At 50.9% G+C, this 14840-nt stretch carries 15 protein-coding genes and 1 pseudogene; 9 read left to right on the top strand and 7 right to left on the bottom strand.

The genetic code is table 11. The annotated features are described in order from the left end of the window. Positions 1 to 195 precede the first annotated feature (195 nt). Positions 196 to 900, top strand: a pseudogene (locus tag KO497_RS07170) (flagellar basal body P-ring protein FlgI); the annotation flags it as partial. Between the two features lie 116 nt (positions 901 to 1016). Here the strand turns inward: KO497_RS07170 and KO497_RS07165 are convergent. From KO497_RS07165 to KO497_RS07155, 3 genes are all read right to left on the bottom strand, one after another. Next, positions 1017 to 2501, bottom strand: coding sequence for a heme biosynthesis protein HemY (locus KO497_RS07165; protein WP_215943279.1), 1485 nt, complete (start codon positions 2499 to 2501; stop codon positions 1017 to 1019). 12 nt (positions 2502 to 2513) lie between these two features. Then, the gene (locus KO497_RS07160; protein WP_215943278.1) at positions 2514 to 3779 is read right to left on the bottom strand and encodes a COG4223 family protein; all 1266 of its coding nucleotides are present in this window, start codon (positions 3777 to 3779) and stop codon (positions 2514 to 2516) included. A gap of 80 nt (positions 3780 to 3859) precedes the next feature. Beyond that, a complete protein-coding gene (locus KO497_RS07155) occupies positions 3860 to 4561 on the bottom strand; it encodes a uroporphyrinogen-III synthase (protein ID WP_215943277.1) in 702 nt (233 codons plus the stop codon). A 91-nt stretch (positions 4562 to 4652) separates the two neighbouring features. Here KO497_RS07155 and KO497_RS07150 point away from each other — a divergent pair, with 91 nt between their 5' ends. From KO497_RS07150 to KO497_RS07135, 4 genes are all read left to right on the top strand, one after another. After that, a complete protein-coding gene (locus KO497_RS07150) occupies positions 4653 to 5621 on the top strand; it encodes an NAD(P)H-dependent glycerol-3-phosphate dehydrogenase (RefSeq protein WP_215943276.1) in 969 nt (322 codons plus the stop codon). A gap of 3 nt (positions 5622 to 5624) precedes the next feature. Then, positions 5625 to 5897: a YciI family protein gene (locus KO497_RS07145; RefSeq protein WP_215943293.1), complete on the top strand. Its 273-nt coding sequence runs from the start codon at positions 5625 to 5627 to the stop codon at positions 5895 to 5897. Then, positions 5897 to 6316: an EVE domain-containing protein gene (locus tag KO497_RS07140; protein ID WP_215943294.1), complete on the top strand. Its 420-nt coding sequence runs from the start codon at positions 5897 to 5899 to the stop codon at positions 6314 to 6316. Before KO497_RS07145 ends, KO497_RS07140 begins: the two co-directional genes overlap by 1 nt. 75 nt (positions 6317 to 6391) lie before the next feature. Then, positions 6392 to 6784: a DUF1761 domain-containing protein gene (locus tag KO497_RS07135; RefSeq protein WP_215943275.1), complete on the top strand. Its 393-nt coding sequence runs from the start codon at positions 6392 to 6394 to the stop codon at positions 6782 to 6784. A gap of 251 nt (positions 6785 to 7035) precedes the next feature. On the opposite strand, the gene KO497_RS07130 is transcribed toward KO497_RS07135, so the two are convergent. Both KO497_RS07130 and ahcY read right to left on the bottom strand, forming a co-directional pair. Beyond that, positions 7036 to 7377, bottom strand: a complete 342-nt coding sequence (locus tag KO497_RS07130; RefSeq protein WP_215943274.1) for a DUF2853 family protein — start codon at positions 7375 to 7377, stop codon at positions 7036 to 7038. 176 nt (positions 7378 to 7553) lie between these two features. Further along, on the bottom strand, positions 7554 to 8942 hold the full coding sequence (gene ahcY, locus KO497_RS07125; RefSeq protein WP_215943273.1) for an adenosylhomocysteinase: 1389 nt from the start codon (positions 8940 to 8942) through the stop codon (positions 7554 to 7556). 134 nt (positions 8943 to 9076) lie between these two features. Between ahcY and KO497_RS07120 the strand changes: the two genes are divergently transcribed. Beyond that, on the top strand, positions 9077 to 9667 hold the full coding sequence (locus KO497_RS07120; RefSeq protein WP_215943272.1) for an HD domain-containing protein: 591 nt from the start codon (positions 9077 to 9079) through the stop codon (positions 9665 to 9667). Then, complete coding sequence (locus KO497_RS07115; RefSeq protein WP_215943271.1) at positions 9664 to 10146, top strand: GNAT family N-acetyltransferase; 483 nt, start codon at positions 9664 to 9666, stop codon at positions 10144 to 10146. The genes KO497_RS07120 and KO497_RS07115 overlap by 4 nt, the downstream gene beginning before the upstream one ends. A gap of 120 nt (positions 10147 to 10266) precedes the next feature. On the opposite strand, the gene KO497_RS07110 is transcribed toward KO497_RS07115, so the two are convergent. Together KO497_RS07110 and KO497_RS07105 are read right to left on the bottom strand one after the other, a co-directional pair. Beyond that, on the bottom strand, positions 10267 to 10818 hold the full coding sequence (locus KO497_RS07110) for an ActR/PrrA/RegA family redox response regulator transcription factor (protein WP_215943270.1): 552 nt from the start codon (positions 10816 to 10818) through the stop codon (positions 10267 to 10269). 84 nt (positions 10819 to 10902) lie between these two features. Continuing rightward, a complete protein-coding gene (locus KO497_RS07105; protein ID WP_215943269.1) occupies positions 10903 to 11520 on the bottom strand; it encodes an SCO family protein in 618 nt (205 codons plus the stop codon). Positions 11521 to 11747: 227 nt separating this feature from the next. Here KO497_RS07105 and regB point away from each other — a divergent pair, with 227 nt between their 5' ends. Both regB and KO497_RS07095 read left to right on the top strand, forming a co-directional pair. Beyond that, entirely contained in the window at positions 11748 to 13142 is a 1395-nt protein-coding gene (regB, locus tag KO497_RS07100; RefSeq protein ID WP_215943268.1) for a sensor histidine kinase RegB, read from the top strand. A 79-nt stretch (positions 13143 to 13221) separates the two neighbouring features. Next, positions 13222 to 14808 carry a PAS-domain containing protein gene (locus tag KO497_RS07095; protein WP_215943267.1) on the top strand — a complete coding sequence of 529 codons (1587 nt, stop codon included), beginning with the start codon at positions 13222 to 13224 and terminating at the stop codon, positions 14806 to 14808. Positions 14809 to 14840: the final 32 nt, after the last annotated feature.

Here is a 14840-nt window from a genome sequence, read left to right as displayed (position 1 = left end):
CCCGCCAAGACGATGCGGATTTTCTCTTCAGCTGAATAGGTTTGCCGCGTCTTGCGGCGGATGTTCTTAACCACCTTGTCGGCGGCGTCTTTTGATGTCTGGGGCTTCTTCGTCATCTCGATCTCCTAATCGATAAGATGAACCAGAAATCCTCCGTTATTCAAATCCTCAAATCTGTCCCACGGGTGCTGACGTCAGACAAACGCAGTTGCACAAGGAACAATTATTGCTGGAGGCGCTTCTGCAGAGGGCGACGGTGCAACGGTAACACAAGGCGTTCCCACCTCTGGCGTCATCCCATCGGGTGCTAGAATTGAACGCGAAATTGAATTCGACTTCACGAAATTAACCTCGATCCGTCTTGCTTTGAGAAATCCAGATTTTACAACTGCTGAACGCATTGAGGTGGCTATTAACAATAACTTTGGTCGCGTAGTGTCACGGATGTTAGATTCTGGAACTGTCGTGCTGGACATAAAGGCCACAAGATCGCTGTCGCCGGCTCACGCACTTGGTCGCGTCGAGAACATTTCTGTCGAACCCGAACGCAAGGCAAGAGTTATCGTTGATCAAAGGTCGGGTACGATCGTGATGGGCGAGGACGTCCGCATTTCAAGAGTTGCTGTCAGCCAAGGGAATTTGACGTTGCGCATTGAGGAAGAACCACTTGTGGTGCAGCCAAACCCGTTTTCAGAAGGTAGCACTGTGATTGTTCCCAGAACGCGCGCGACCATTGAAGAAGAACCGGGCATAGGGCTGGCTGAAATTCCAGGAGGAACGTCGTTGTCAGAAGTCATCGCGGGCTTGAATGCTTTGGGCGTATCTCCGCGAGACATGATCGACATCTTGAAAAGCATTAAGGCCGCCGGTGCCTTACATGCAGAATTTATCGTTCGATAGAGGGCCAGATAAACGTAAAACTTAACCGTGATATTTATTATCGCCTGAAAAGAAACAAGTCATTACGCAAGTGAACTCTGGCGAAAAAACTACACCGCCCGAGTTTTTGAACTTGGTTATGTCGAAGACTTTTCAATATCTTCAGCTTCGACGACGTCTGCCTCTTCAGCAATTTCCACTTCTATAAGCCCAGCTGTTGCATCCTCTTCGACTGGTCGCTCCTTTTCTGATCCCACAATCATCGGAAGCATTTCAGTTCCAGCGGGCATCGAAACTTCCGACTGTGCCGGCGTGCGCCAGCTTAATGTATCGAATGCTGAACAACTCACACAAATGGGCTCCCATGATGTATGGACTGTTTGGCATTTGTCGCACATCCACTGAGGACCGCGCGGGGCTGTCAAAGCGCGTGTAAGCCATCCGCGCACGACGACATCCTCAGCCCCCTCACCGCGTTCAATCGCAGCCATCAATGTCATAGATCTTGCGGTCGGATTACTTTCCACCAAATCACCTAAGGTGCGACGTGCTGCTGGAAAATCTTCTGCTGCGATTTGCAACTCTGCCATAAGCATTTTTGTTTCAGGATGGCCAGGTTTTGCTCGCACGAGACCCGCAAAACGTTTGATCCGTGCATTAGGCGTTTCGTTCGGTGCAATGCGCGCAAAAGCTGCAGCCAAATCAGGATGAGGTTGCGTGTCCCATGCCTTTTTCAAAATACGCGTGGCCTGACGATCTTTGCCTTGGCGCGTGTATTCGTCGGCGGCCATGACCGCAGCGGGGATCAAATCAGGTGATTTTTTATTAGCCTCGATTGCGGCCTCTTGAGCCTGTACCGTGGCACCTGTTTCAAAAACGCCTTTGGCTTCTGACAGCGCCAAAACGGCGTCACGTCGTTTGTGTACATCACGGGGAATTGCACCGTGTTTAAACTTGGCAGACAATGTGTTGCGCGCGGCCGCCCAATCTTTTTTACCAGCTTGCAGTTGCAGCAATGTATCTTGCATTTCAACGTGCTTTGGCTTGAGGGCAAAAGCTTTCTCAGCAAGCTTAAGCGCCGTGTCCGTGTCCCCTTCTTCAAGCTTATGCTTTAACATACCATGTACACCAACAAATCTGGTGCGATCATCAGCTACAAGACGACGATAAACTTCTTGAGCTTTGCGTTTATCGCCCGTCATTTCCGCGGCTTGCGCAGTCAAAAGATTGGTCAGCTCAGGCTTACGCAGATATTTTTCTGCTTTCGATGCTTTGGCCATAGCAACACGACCTTCGCCTGACGCCAAAGCCATCATGCCCTCAGCCATTGCATCAAAGCCTTTGCGTTCGCGATTGCGATCAAAGTAACGCGACAACGCTGTTTCATCACCCAAAAGAAACTTCACAAGCGCAACACAGAGCCCAGCAAGTTTCAAAAGCAACCAAGCGACCACCAACAACACCACGACGGCGATAACAACTTTGATTGGAGACAGGCTAATTTTGAAACCCATGAACGCAATGTCCATACTGCCTTCACTGTCGATCAAGAACATTCCGCCGAAAGCGAGCGCCGCCACCAGGACAACAAAGAAAACTATTTTAACCAAAGACCAGAGCATGTGAGCGCCTTTCTATTGAGCAAGCATTGCGGAGAGCGCGTTGGCGACATCGAGACGAGTCTGCGCAATCGCAACCCAATCTGCCATCACCGCTTGCCCCACATCGGGAAGTGTCGAAATTTCTGTCAAAGCTGTTTGCAAATCGTTGTCGCGAAGAGCCTGTTCTGCGCGAGACAATATCGCGTCAGGGCTTGTACCATCTTTAGGCGTCAAAGATCTAAGGCCCAATTGCGTGCGCAAGAAACGATCCATCCAACCTTGATTTTCAACATCCGCTTTTGCCGTCTCAACAATGGCAATATCAGCAGCATCCTCGAATGAAGTCGCAAGGTCTTGTAGGGTCGCGACACCTTGTTTGGCAGGCGCGATCAATGCGGCAGGCACTTCAATTTGCAAGTTCTTGAGAACCGCATCATATGGTTGCCCCGTCGTGATCGCTTCTTGCAAGCGAGAGATAGCAGAGGCTTTGGTTGCATTGGCTTCTTCGGTTTCGGCCGCAGCTTTCGCTTCCTGCAGACGCGCAACTTCGTTATTAAGGAGCGTCTGCATCTCGGTCAACTGGCGTTCATAAGCCGCTGTTGCTTCGGGTGAAACAATAGCTTCGGCTACAGGGGCGGCTTCAACTGCAGTAAGGCGTTGATCAACTGCTGCAAGCGCAGCTTCGACTGGCGCCAATGCATCGTCTAAATTTATATCAGCAATTTTTGCATCTACGGACGTCGTCAAAGCCGACATTTCGCCACGTACCGTATCAATTAACTCAGCCATCTGTACGACCTGAGTTTGAGAGTCAGTAAGCTGATCTTCAAGTGCTGACACGCGGTTTTGTAAAACATCTGTGCTGGCACCAGGGAAAGGCCAACCATCGGGCTTGATGAAATTGGCGCCTGCATAACCAAGACCAACGCAGATAACACCACCCAAAAGCATGGGGACAATTCCACTTTTTTTGACTATGGCCTGTGGCTCACTCAAATTTGGCGCATCTACGGAAGCCTGCTCCTCTGCGACGACTTCTTTTTCATCTACAGACTCTTCTACGGGATTGTCTTTGGGCTCATCCTCTGGTGCGGGGGTTTCAGCCTCAGCTTCAGACGTTTCGCGTACATCCGCAAGCTCAGGTTCCAGTGCGGGAGAGGGGCTGTTCTCTATATCAGTGGTTTTGGGGTCACCGTCATCCGTTTCCGTTTGCACCGCGTCGACAGCATCAGTGATGACCGCTTCTGGAGCGCTCTCGGATTTTGCTGTGTCTTTAGGAGATTTCTTTGACCGTGCCACGATATAACCTTTCGAATCCGAACAAATAATGTGTCGCTACAAAACAAACCTAGTAGGACTGAAAGGGACCCTCAAGCCATTCAAGCCAACTGCGACGCAATAGCCGCCACCATCGCCTCGAAATTCGGCGATTTTGCATAGACAGTGTGATGCGGTACTGGCCCCGACCAACCGTTTGCCGCGGTCTCAGATATCGCAATCAAAGTGATGTCGCCTGCGAAACCATTTAGATTTTCCGACACGATGCGAGCAGAACGGGCAGAGTAAACAGGAACCAAAAGGTCCGTCGCAGCCAAAAGGCTTTGCTGAATCTCATGCGAAAACTCACACGAGTCTTGTCGATAGACAACCACTGATTTTGTCTCAATTCCGGCCAAACTCAACTCGAATTCCATATCCGCTTGCACGTGAGCCCCGCGTAGATATAGCACTTTCGTCGCACCGGAGGCTTGGACCAGTTCGATCAAATCCTTGGCGTTTCCTGCCGCCGAAACCGCTCTAAGCCCAAATGTGCGCGCCGTCTGCGCGGTTGTGTCGCCAACACATAAAATAGGGGTCATTGACGTGATTTTTGCGGCAGCAGGTACCGCGTGTTTCGAGGTCAAAATAATTGCGTCAAATACATCAGTTTTTAGGTCATATGCGATGGGGACAATCTCAAGAGCAGGCGCCAAGATAATTTTTATCGATGGGTTCATCAACAAAAGGGCACGTTTAAGCGCTTTTGCGTCCTCCATTGGTCTTGAAATGAGTGTGATCCTTGGCAAAATGATCCCCAGCATTGTGTGAATGATGCCCTAGTGTTACCCCCCCATATAAGATGAAACAACGCTTGGTCGATTTTAATTGACCAAAGTTTGAAAGGCGCAAATTATGACTGGCATTACCGTCCTTGGTGCAGGTGCATTTGGAACGGCTCTGGCGATTTCCCTGAGTTCCGTACGTAAAGATGTCGTTCTTTGGGGGCGCTCAACCGATCAGATGGTGCAAATGTCAGCGGTTCGTACCAATGAAAGGCGCTTACCGGGGCGTCAGCTGCCTGATGCCTTGGGCATCACATCCGATTTAAGTGAGGCTTGCCGCTCGGATATCATCTTGATGTCGATGCCTATGCAAATGTTGTCACAATTCGCGCAAGAAAACGCAGCATTTTTGGCGGGAAAGATGCTGGTGTCATGCTGTAAGGGCATCGATCTTGCAACGGGACTTGGGCCTGTTGAAGTTCTAAGTCAATTTATTCCGACTGCCAAGGTTGCCATCCTATCTGGTCCGTCTTTCGCGACGGATATTGCGGATGGATTACCAACTGCCCTGACAATTGCAAGCACAGATGAAGCGCTGGTCTCAGCTTTGCAGGCTGGGCTAACTACGAAAACAATTCGGCTCTATTCCAGCTTAGATCCAGTCGGAGTAGAGTTTGGCGGGGCGCTGAAAAACGTGATGGCCATCGCCTGTGGCATCGCAATTGGCGCGGGGCTTGGGGAAAGTGCGCGTGCAGCTTTGATGACGCGCGGTAATATTGAGATGCAACGTCTTGCGACCGAACTTGGTGCTTTGCCGCAAACTTTATCTGGGCTTTCTGGGTTCGGTGATTTGGTTTTGACCTGCACGTCCGCAAAATCAAGAAACTTTTCTCACGGCTTAAAGCTGGGTCGAGGCGAAGCCATCGATCCGACAATCACGGTCGAAGGTGTCGCCACCGCGCGAGCTGTAGCGGTGCTCGCGGAGAGGCGCGGAATAGATATGCCAATCACAAATGTTGTCCGTGACATTTTAGATTCTTCAATCATAATAACTGACGCGGTGGAGCTGCTGCTCTCTCGTCCACTCAAAAGGGAATAAATGATGAAATTCGCTGTTATCTGCGCTGATAAAGCTGGCGCACTTCAAACCCGTCTCGACACACGCGCCGAGCATCTCACCTATATTGAGGCGACGGGAATTGTAGAACAAGCCGGACCGTTTTTGAATGATGCTGGCGACATGTGTGGCTCTTTGGTTATTATCGAAGTGGCCGATATGGCCGCGGCGCAAGCATGGGCAGACAACGACCCCTATGCCAAAGCAGGATTGTTTGAAAGCGTCTCGATTCAAGCATGGAAGCGCGTGATCGGCTGATGGCCTATTGGTTGTTCAAATCCGAAGCTGACGTTTGGTCGTGGGATCAACAGGTTGCCAAGGGCGACATTGGCGAAGAATGGAATGGTGTGCGCAATTACCAAGCGCGCAACAACATGCGTCAAATGCAGCTGGGCGATCTTGGATTTTTCTATCATTCTCGTGCCGAAAAAGAAATTGTCGGCATCGTCGAAGTCTGTGCCCTTGCGCATCAAGATAGCACGACTGAAGACGCACGCTGGGACTGTGTCGATATAAAAGCAGTGCGCCCCTTTGGGTCGCCCGTGACTTTGGCGATGTGCAAACAAAATCCGCGCCTGATTGACATGGTTCTCGTGAACAACTCACGCCTGTCTGTGCAGCCTGTGACTGCTGACGAATGGGCTATTATCTGTGAACTTGGCGCCACGCAACCCTAAGACCTTGTCAGGAATCGTCTAGCCAAAGTGTCGCAAGCTATGCTTACTTAAGCTAGATTGATTTTGGAGGACCTTATGGGATTAATTTCGGTTTTGATTGCAGCGCTTGCAGGTTTTGCCATGGGTGCTGTTTGGTACATGACACTGGCGAAACAATGGGTCGCAGCATCCGGCGTCAAAGTGGACGAAAACGGTCGCCCCGAAGGCAGCTCACCCTTGCCATTTGTTATTTCTGGGATTTGCATGTTGCTGGTCGCGGGAATGATGCGTCACATGTTTGCAATGGCAGGTATTGATGGTGCAGCAAAAGGGCTGGTATCTGGGCTCGGTATTGGATTGTTTTTCATTGCCCCATGGATCGCAATGAACGTCGCCTATGCAATGCGCCCGCGCGCACTGGCCATCATAGATGGCGGATACGCTGCTGTCGGCTGTGGCGTTATTGGGCTTGTTCTCGGTATTTTTTAAAAAATAGAGGGTCCCGACCCCTCGGAACCCTCTTCACCCCACGCGTTCCTAAGCACCACACGCGTTTGATATATTAGGTCCGAGCCATACTGGCCTTGGTTTCAAACTATGTGCTTTAGCGATTCCATGCAAATTAGAAGTCGTGACGTTTTGGTTCAACTGACGATGGAAATTTGCAATTAGACGTTAACTATAACCGCATGAAACATCAGAAAAAAGCCGCCTCAACATACGGTTGAGGCGGCAAATTATTATTTATAGACAGCTTCTTTGCCGAAGTGCTTTACCAACAAGTAGTAGAACACGGCACGGAATTTGTTGCGCTCGGATTTGCCGTAGGTTTCGATCGCCGCATGGATCGCATCCATCAATTCAGGACTATCAGCCAATCCCAATTTTTTAATCAAGAAGTTGTTTTTGACCGTTTCAAGTTCTGACTCTTGGCTGCCAGCAACAGTAGACGCGTCCGCGTTGTAAATCGCCGGACCGCAGCCGATAGTCACTTTCGTCAACAGGTCCATATCAGGCGTCATGCCACATTTAGTTTTAAGATCATCGGCATATTTTGCGATAAGATCGTCGCGTTTTCCCATTGGAATTCTCCCACCAATTACTAGCCGTTCGGCTACGTTCAAAAGCCTCAACTTGGGCTTGACGCTAGATTAGGTTCAGGTGGCTCGAAAACAAAGGGAAAGTTTTGTTAGAAGTCCCCATAGGCGGAAAAGGCCACCCATTACGGTGGCCTTTTTGGTCATGACATTCGGTACGTTTAATAACGATAATGCTCTGGCTTGAAAGGACCTTCCACTGTTACACCGATGTAGTCAGCTTGCTCTTTAGTCAGCTCTGACAGCTGCACGCCAATGCGCGCAAGGTGCAAACGTGCCACTTTTTCATCCAGATGTTTAGGCAAAATGTAGACATCATTTTTATATGCTTCGCCGTTTGTCCAAAGCTCCATCTGCGCCAAAACTTGATTGGTGAAAGATGCGGACATAACGAATGAAGGGTGACCTGTGGCATTACCAAGATTCAGCAAACGCCCCTCAGACAACAAGATGATACGCGCGCCGGATGGCATTTCGATCATATCTACTTGGTCTTTGATGTTGGTCCATTTGTGATTTTTCAACGCAGCCACTTGGATTTCGTTGTCGAAATGGCCGATATTACCAACGATCGCCATGTCCTTCATCGCGCGCATGTGTTCGATGCGAATGATGTCTTTGTTACCGGTGGTGGTGATGAACACGTCAGCCGTAGCCACGACATCTTCGAGGCGCACCACTTCAAAACCGTCCATCGCCGCTTGCAGCGCACAGATCGGATCGATTTCGGTGACTTTCACACGAGCACCAGCACCGCTGAGCGATGCGGCAGAACCTTTGCCCACATCGCCGTAGCCACAAACGACAGCGACCTTACCGGCCATCATTGTATCCGTGGCGCGACGAATGCCGTCAACGAGGCTTTCTTTGCAGCCGTATTTATTGTCGAACTTGGACTTGGTTACAGAGTCGTTCACGTTGATCGCGGGGAATGGCAATTGCCCTTGTTTTACAAGCTCATACAGACGGTGAACGCCTGTAGTTGTTTCCTCGGACACGCCAACGATTTGATCACGCATTTTGGTGAACCAACCAGGTGTTTCGGCCATACGTTTTTTGATTTGTGCAAAAACTGCGATTTCTTCTTCAGACGTCGGCACTTCGATCAAATCGGTTTCGCCGTTTTCAACGCGTGCACCCAGCAAGATATAAAGCGTCGCATCGCCACCATCGTCCAAGATCAGGTTCGGGCCATCAGCGAACTGGAAGGACTTATCTAGGTAATCCCAATGTTCTTCCAAAGATTGACCTTTGATCGCAAACACAGGCACTCCGCTTGCGGCAATGGCTGCTGCTGCGTGATCTTGGGTTGAGAAAATATTGCATGATGCCCAGCGCACATCAGCGCCAAGGGCCACAAGAGTCTCAATCAAAACAGCGGTTTGGATGGTCATATGCAAAGAGCCAACAATACGCGAACCTTTGAGTGGCTTGGTTTCGCCAAATTCGTCGCGCAGCGCCATCAGGCCTGGCATCTCGGTTTCAGCGATGTTGAGTTCCTTGCGACCGAATTCGGCCAGCGCGATGTCTTTGACGATATAGTCGGCCATGTGGGCGGCTCCTTAAAAATAACTTTGAGGTTGGTTACCACCTCGTATACGCGCTTACAACGTAATGGGATTGATTTGAGGTTAAACCCGTGGCGAATTATACGGAACGTGAACGAATTGGCTGGAGTTAAAACATGGCACAAGCACGGGCATGGCAACGCATGCTTTCAGGGCGTAGGCTTGATCTGTTGGACCCGACTCCGATGGATATCGAGATTGAAGACATCGCCCATGGGCTTGCATTTGTGGCGCGCTGGAATGGTCAGACCCGTGGGGATTGGGCCTATTCTGTCGCGGAACACTCTGTTTTAGTTGAACAAATTTTCAGGCAGCTTTATCCGAATGAGCCGATAAAGTGGCAATTGGCAGCCCTTTTGCATGACGCGCCTGAGTATGTCATCGGCGATATGATTTCACCCGTGAAAGCCGCTATTGGGCCAGATTACGGGGAGCTGGACGATCGTTTGACGGCGGCCATTCACATTCGTTTTGGCCTGCCTGCGAAAATTCCTGTGGCAATTAAGCGCAAGATCAAAAAGGCGGATAAGGTGTCTGCTTGGCTTGAGGCAACGCAGATCGCTGGGTTTTCGACAACTGAGAGCAACAAACTGTTCGGCAAGCAAGACGAAACACTTGTGCAAAATCTACGCATTCACCTGCGCCCCCCTGTCCATGCTCGCAACGCTTTTACACTGAGGCATGCTGAATTGATGGCCCTGTTATGAGCTATCACATTCGAAAAGCAGTCCCATTGGATGCCCGCGCGCTTGCGGAATTGTTAAATGAAATCATTGCGGTAGGGGGCACCACGGCTTACGTCCATGGCAAAACTGCCGATGAATTGGCGCAACGTATGCGCATGCCTGGTGCAGTTTGGCTTTTGGCCGAAGATGACACAGGCAGCGTGATGGGATTCCAGTGGATTGAACCAAGCCCCAAAGCCGCTGATGTCGCAGATATTGCCAGCTTTGTGCGTATTGGAGGCACGGGTTTAGGTGTGGGATCAAAACTGTTTACAGCGATGTACAAGACCGCAAAATACATCGGCTATCGCGCGATTGATGCGATCATCCGTGCCGATAATTCTGGTGGATTGGCCTATTACCAAAGTCGTGGATTTGAGACTCTCAAAGTGATCAAGAACGCCGAATTGGATGATGGCACACGTGTTGACAAAATCTGGAAACGCTACGACCTGCGGTGATCAATTGTCGGTGTTTTAAAGAGAATAAGGCGGGAGTTTGCAACTTTTACAAACTTTCCCGCCCCCTCACTTTACATGTTTTAAAGACCCAAAACCGGCATATACGTCCTGCTTGGTGACCTATTTCGGTGACCGCTTGGCCAAGATGCGCTGCAAGGTCCGACGATGCATGTTCAATCGCCGCGCCGTTTCGGACACGTTGCGATCACAAAGTTCATACACGCGCTGAATATGTTCCCAACGCACCCGATCCGCAGACATCGGATTTTCGGGGGGGGGCGGCAAATCATCACCAGTGGCCAGCAAAGCGTTGGTGATGTCATTGGCGTCGGCAGGTTTCGACAGATAATCCGTCGCGCCAATTTTAACCGCGGCGACTGCCGTGGCAATCGCGCCGTAGCCTGTCAGCACAACGATGCGACTGTCGGGGCGTTTGGCGCGCAGCACTTCGACCACGTCCAAACCATTGCCATCCTCAAGACGCAGATCAACCACAGCATAGGCTGGAGGACGTGCGGTTGAAATGGCTTTGCCTGCCGCAACAGATCCCGCCATTTCAACTTCAAAGCCACGTTTTTCCATGGCGCGCGTCAAACGGCGCAGAAACGGTTCATCATCATCGACAAGCAACAGTGATTTATCGTCACCGATGTTCAATTTTTCTGTTGTCATCAAATGATCCTCCAACCATTCGCGCCACATGCGCCGTGTATAAACAGTAGGCGGACTGTGGTCATTGTCAAATTTTACGCTCGGTTACCCTACGGCGTCGATGAAACAACCAACGGTTTCGGCCATTTTTTCAGGGGAATCGTCACGCTTGAAAAAGTCCACAAATCCGCGATCAGGCATCACGAAATAGGTCTGGGTGGAATGATCCATCAGGTAATATTCTGGATCGCCATCAACCTGTTTTTGATAATAGGTTTTATAGGCTTTTGACGCCACTTTAACCTGCTCAGGCGTCCCCGTTAAACCGATCATATTGTCATGAAATAGGCTGGTGAATTCTTTCATCACCTCGGGCGTGTCACGTTCTGGGTCGATGGTGATAAAGGCTGTTTGCACGTCATAACCTTTTTCATCCAAAATACGCTGCGCATCGGCGTTGCGCATATTGTCGAGCGGGCAAACATCGGGGCAGAAAGTGTAGCCAAAGTACAAAATGGTCGGTTTGGTGAACACGTCAACGTCTGTCACCGTTACGTTATCTTCGCTGACCAACTCAAAAGGACCGCCAATTGATCCGCCTGCCACAGCCGCTTGCGAACAACTTGCGAGGTCGTTTGAATTTGAACCAAGGGTTAAAAATAATGTGCCCCCTAAAAGAGCGGCAATTGCGATGGCAGATGTAATGGCGACAGTGCGAGTCATGGGCTTCTCCAGTATGAAAGCAAGGCGACTTAAACCAGAGTTTGCGGCAAGTCGAAACGCGGCAAGATGTATCAACGGTTTTATCACAGCGATACCCCGTAGGTGTTCACAAAAATGGGTGTTCACAACTGCGAATTCGGTTGAAGCGCTTCAATCTGCGCATTGATCGGATCAGCGGGCCAGACTAACAAGAGATATAGTGACACATTAGGATCAGCAGCCTGCCTATGGACCATATTTCAGAAGACATCATCAACCAAGAACGCAGGTCCAACTGGGTGCGATTGCGCACTTTGGTATGGCTCAGGTGGATCGCTATTACTGGGCAGGTGGTCACAATTGGCATCGCTATGGTGTTTTTTGGCTTTCAGCTGTCACTTGGTGGCTTTGCGATTGTCATAGGGGCCTCGGTGATCGTTAATGTTGTGGCGTCTTTCGTCTACCCTGAAAACATGCGGCTGACAGAACGCGGCGCAACATGGATGTTGTTGTTCGACATCACGCAATTGTCGGCGATGCTGTATTTGTCTGGCGGGTTGAACAACCCCTTTGCCTTGTTGATTTTGGTGCCTGTAACGATTTCGGCCACAGCGTTGCGCCCCACATCTGTGATCGCCACCGGCGGGGTCGCGATTGTTTTGGTGACGCTGATTGCACTGATCAATGTGCCTTTGGTCGATATAAACGGAGCGCCAGTGGTGTTGCCTTATATTTTTATCTTTGGGTCTTGGACGGGCATCGTGGTTGGGATCACCTTTTTGGGGGGCTATGCGTGGAAGGTCACATCGGAAATTCACACCATGTCCGAGGCGCTTTTGGCGACGCAAATGGCGCTGGGACGCGAACAAAAGCTGACCGATTTGGGCGGTGTTGTCGCGGCAGCTGCGCATGAGCTGGGCACGCCATTGGCGACAATCAAACTGGTGAGTGCCGAATTGGTCGACGATCTGGCAGAGTTCGAAGAGTTTCGTGCCGACGCGCAGTTGATCCACGAGCAAGCAGACAGATGCAGGGATATTTTGCGGTCTATGGGGCGTAGCGGCAAGAACGATCTACACCTGCAAATGGCCCCTTTGCAAACGGTGATTGAAGAGGCCGCTGACCCGCATATGCAGCGCGGCAAAACCGTGATCATTGACGCGTCAGCGGGCGAGACAGGCGTGGATCAACCGCATGTGTTTCGCCATCCCGAAATGATCCATGGGTTACGCAACCTTGTGCAAAATGCTGTCGATTTTTCTCAATCGACGGTCTGGGTGGATGTGTCTTGGACGAAAGACGTCATTCGCGTGCGCATCATTGACGACGGCGCGGGGTTTCCTGCATCGGTGATCGGCAAAATCGGGGACCCATTTATGCGCAGGCGCAGGCGCGAGGACGATGTGGAAAAACGCCCTGCCTATGAGGGCATGGGTCTGGGGCTTTTCATTGCCAAGACGCTGTTGGAACGCACCGGCGCGGACATTTCATTTGCGAACGGATCGCCCTCCCATGATCAGCATTTGCATGCGGGGAGGCGCTCTGGCGCTATTGTCGAACTGGTTTGGCCGATGTCGCGGATTGCAGTGTCAAAGGAAGAGCAAACCAAGGCCTTAGGCGAAAATGTGCTGTTTGAGCATTGAAAATTCGATGTTTTAACGGACCATTAACCTAAATTTTGAATTGTCATCCCCAACGCGATCGCGCGCAAAGGGGATTCTCATGACTGCCGATACAGTGCTTACGCTTTCGATTATGTGCCTTGGAACGCTTTGCACAGCATTTCTGGTTCTATACGTATTGGCATGGCTTGGCGGGCGCAAAACGGCGGCTGACACCATTGCCCTGCACGGCGACGACAGTGATATTATATTCCTGTTCGATGACGAAACTCTGATCAACGCCACGAAATCCGCGCGTCATGTGATCAGTGCTGCAGCGGAAGTCGGTTCTGATTGGTCGCGCCTACTCAGCGTGCTGCTGCATCGGTTCCCGACGTTTCAAACAGATATCAGTGAGCTCGCTGATCTGGGACAAATCGATGTGAAATCTCGTGACGGCGGTGCGGTTTTGCGTTGTGAGTGGCGCAATGGGCTTGCGCGCGTGTCATTGCTGGATCTGGAAACGGTGCGCGATGATGTGGACATGGATCACCATTCTCTTGCGGCCATGGAACAGGAACTTGAAACCCTGCGCGCCACATCTGAACATGTCCCGTTTTTGGTTTGGCGTGAGCTGAAAGATGGCACCATAAGCTGGGCCAACTCTGCCTATGTTGCGCTTGCCGATGCGCAATTGCCCACCGGCGACATTCCCAGATGGCCGCCCCTGTCTTTATTTGACACCAAACAATTGTGCTCCACCACACCGGGCGCATTCAAACGTCTTGCTTTGACCAATGACACTGCTGGTGATCACCCTTATGAAGTCTTCCCGACGCCAGTGGGAGACGACACATTGTTCACCGCCATTGCAGCAGACCGCACTGTTAAGGCCGAAAAAGCGTTGCGAGAGTTCCGCCAAACACTGACCAAAACCTTTGCGCATCTCACCATCGGACTTGCTATTTTTGATCGTGATCGCAATCTTGCGCTGTTCAACCCTGCCCTTATGGATTTGACAACTCTACCTGTCGACTTTCTATCCAATCGACCTGCCCTGACCGCATTTTTGGACCGACTGCGCGATATGAAAATGATGCCTGAGCCCAAGGACTACAAATCTTGGCGTCAAGAAGTTTCCGAGTTGGAAACAGCCGCAAGTGTCGGACAATACGAAGAGATTTGGTCCCTGCATGGCGGAGTAACTTACCGCGTATCTGGCAGACCCCACCCCGATGGCGCCATTGCGTTTTTGTTCGAAGACATCAGCGCCGAAATGTCGCTCACACGGCGCTTTCGAGCGGAAATAGAAACGGGCCAAGCCGTGTTTGATTCCCTAGATGAAGCCATCGCGGTGTTTTCAAATGATGGTACACTGCTTATGGCCAACAGCGCTTATACCTCGCTTTGGGGGGCTGACGGCTTGGAAGACGCCCGCGATGTCGGCGTGATGGACGCCACACGTCTTTGGCATTCGAAATGTGCACCCAGCCCTATTTGGGGTGATGTACGTGATTTTATTGGTCGTATGGGCGAACGCACAGAATGGACAAATTCAGCACGCCTATGGGATGGCCGACGCTTGAACTGTCGCTTTGTCCCGCTGGCCAATGGGCAAACATTGGCAGGGTTTTCACCAGAAGAAACCACGCAGTTCGTCCGCCCCATCCCCCAACCCCAGGCCGATCCACGCTTCGTCGAGATGTGATCTCGCTTGCCATGGCTGTTGAGCGGTTTAAT

This window comes from Pacificibacter marinus, from assembly GCF_018860665.1.
GTDB classification, from domain to species: domain Bacteria; phylum Pseudomonadota; class Alphaproteobacteria; order Rhodobacterales; family Rhodobacteraceae; genus Celeribacter; species Celeribacter marinus_A.
This window is presented reverse-complemented; position numbering and strand designations above follow the sequence as displayed.